The sequence below is a fragment of the Pedobacter sp. genome (genome assembly GCF_041662865.1).
GTDB lineage: Bacteria > Bacteroidota > Bacteroidia > Sphingobacteriales > Sphingobacteriaceae > Pedobacter.
Genome location: NZ_JBAZRL010000125.1, coordinates 1 through 2,665 on the forward strand (window position 1 = coordinate 1; position 2,665 = coordinate 2,665).

The following is a 2,665-nucleotide window of genomic DNA, read 5'->3' on the forward strand; positions in this document are numbered from 1 at the left end:
AACCAAAACTAAAGTTTATGCTGCTTGCAGAAGTTGGGTTAAATCGATTATAGTTTAATGACAAAGAATTGTTGGACGATGGTATTAAATTCGGATTACCGGTAGTGATTTGCAGTGGATTAGAATTATCTGTTAATGGTTGAAGCTGTGAGATGCTTGGAGTACTATTATATCTGCTCGCATTTATAGATAAAGTTGAAACCTTACTGATTTTATAGGAAAGATAAAAGTAGGGTTCAATCAAAGTAAAATGGCTTGAAACACTTCTATTATTCATCAAGTTAGTTCCTTCGAGCATTACAAATTTCTGGCTCGTATTTAGGGTGAAATTAAATTTATCATTTGGCCGATAGTTGAATCGCAAGCTTACATTATTGGTCTCATTAAAATTCTGGAGGTCGCGGGAAAGCGAATCATTTACCAAATCGTAGCGGGTGGTCCCTAAATTATAATCGTACACAATTCTTTCTATGACATCTTCTCTTTTACTGTAGCTATAATTTATACTTAAGTTTATTTTCTTGCTTAAAGGTTCTGCATATTCCGCAGATAAACCGTAATTATTTACATCCCCTCCCTGATCGATTAATTGGTTTAAAATAGTGTTAGAAGGGACACCGTTATTATTAATCGTAATATTTGAAAGATTTAAGCCATCCAGCGATGAGTTACTTATGTTTCCGGTTGCGGTTAAGGAAAAGCTTCTACCTTTTTTCAAAAATCTTCTATTGTATAAAATTCTACCTCCAAAACCTGGCGATTTACTGTCGTTTGAATTTAAGGAAGTCCCATTATTGATGGCTTGTTGTCCGTTTTGGGTATAGGAACTAAAGACTGATGCATTTTGTGAATCACTACCACTAAACCCGAAGTTTGGTGAAATCTGAAGCTTGTTCATTGAATCAATTGGAAGATCCAGTCTCATGGTGAAACGATGGCGTGTAGTGGTAGCTGTTGCATCGTTGTCTCTGTCGTTAAAGTAGCTATCTGTACCCAATAAATTTAATCTACTGCTCAAACTTTCTCTGACTCCATAGTTTCTGTTTCCCATGTAATTGAAGGAAATTTTATTGGGATATTTTGCATTTTTTCCCCATTCATCATTAAAGTTTAAACCTAATCCTTTATTATCATTAATACCACCACCATTTCCGCCGCTAGAAAAAGAAAAATCATCACCACTAATGCCAACTGTAATATTTCCAGATCCATCAACCATCACACTACTTACCATGCCAGATCCGAAGATATCGCCGCCTAGAAAATCACTTAAATCATTATAAGAGAAACTTGTTCTATTAATATTATTTGCCATGCTGATCACCGAAATCTGTCGTTTGTTATTAAATCGATTAATACTAAACGAACCATCGTATAAGTTGCCATTAGCCTTTCCGGCAGCTATATTACCAAAATAGCCCTTCTTCTTGTCGTCCTTTAAGGTAACGTTCAAGATATTTTCACGCTTGCCATCATCAACTCCTTTAAATATCGCATCATCAGTTTTCTTTTCTATGACTTGAATTTTGCTAATAATATCCTTTGGTAGGTTCTGCGTGGCTGTTTTAGGATCGTTTCCGAAGAAATCTTTCCCATCTACCAATACCCGATCTATTTTTTTACCATTAAAAGTAATCTTACCATCCTGATCTACTTCCATGCCGGGCATTGTTTTTAAAGCATCTTCTAAACTTGCGTCTGCCTGCGTTTTAAATGCATCGGCATTAAATTCTATCGTATCCTTTTTGATAATCATTGGCAATAAGTCACCTTTAATCAACACGCTATTTAATGTGATAGCCGATTCTTCCATGGAAATAATTCCAAGATCAATGCTTGTTTTTTCGGAGGTTACTTGAAATAATTTTAAGATTGGTTTATAGCCAATAATGGCGAGATAAAATTTATATTGACCATAGGCTAAACCTTTCGCAGTAAATATTCCTTCCGTGGTAGTAGCTCCCATTGCGGTAACAGTCGAATCTTTTACATTCTTAACAGCAAATGATGCGAACTCAACAGGTTTCTTGGTCTTCTCGTCGATAGCTTTTCCCTTTAAGGAACCTATTTTTTGTTGTGCACTGGCTAAAAAACTCACCGTTAATAGCAGTAAAATCGAGATAGATAAACGTAATTTTTTCATATCAGTTTGTTTGGCTCAACAAATAAACTAAATTCTTAGTAGATTTCAAACTATTATTTTAGTTAAAAATTGTTAATAAAAATATAGCACGTCATCGGATGACGGTTGGGGTAGACAAAAAAAAAGCACCATCTCTCGATGGTGCTTTTATCAATTAGTTGGGAAACTTACATTCCTCCCATTCTCATCATTCTATGTGGACCACCTTGACCTGGTTGTTGACCACCCACGTTTTTTCCTGCTACTCTATTTAAAGAATAGGTGAAAGAGAACATATAGTAACGTTTTAATACATTAAATTGTAAATCTTGAATTGTGTTTGCTCCACCATTTCGAGTTACACCAGTATTTTCATTCAGTAAATCGTTAACAGATAACTTAAATGTACCTCTGTTTTTAAAGAATTGGCGACTGATATAGGCATTCACAACTTTAAAGTCACTATTCGCAGCACCTCTTCCCGTTAGCTTATTATAAGTTAGATCAGATTGTATACGAATGTTACCTGGCAATAAATAACTG

The 2,665-nt window shown here is 35.1% G+C and carries 2 protein-coding genes; both read right to left on the minus strand.

Going from position 1 to position 2,665, the window contains the following annotated elements:
• Positions 1 to 2,143, minus strand: a 2,143-nt coding sequence (locus tag WC622_RS17045; RefSeq protein ID WP_372820890.1) for an outer membrane beta-barrel protein, incomplete at its 3' end; no start/stop codon positions are given.
• 167 nt (positions 2,144 to 2,310) lie between these two features.
• The coding region (locus WC622_RS17050) for an outer membrane beta-barrel protein (protein WP_372820891.1) at positions 2,311 to 2,665 on the minus strand (355 nt) is incomplete at its 5' end.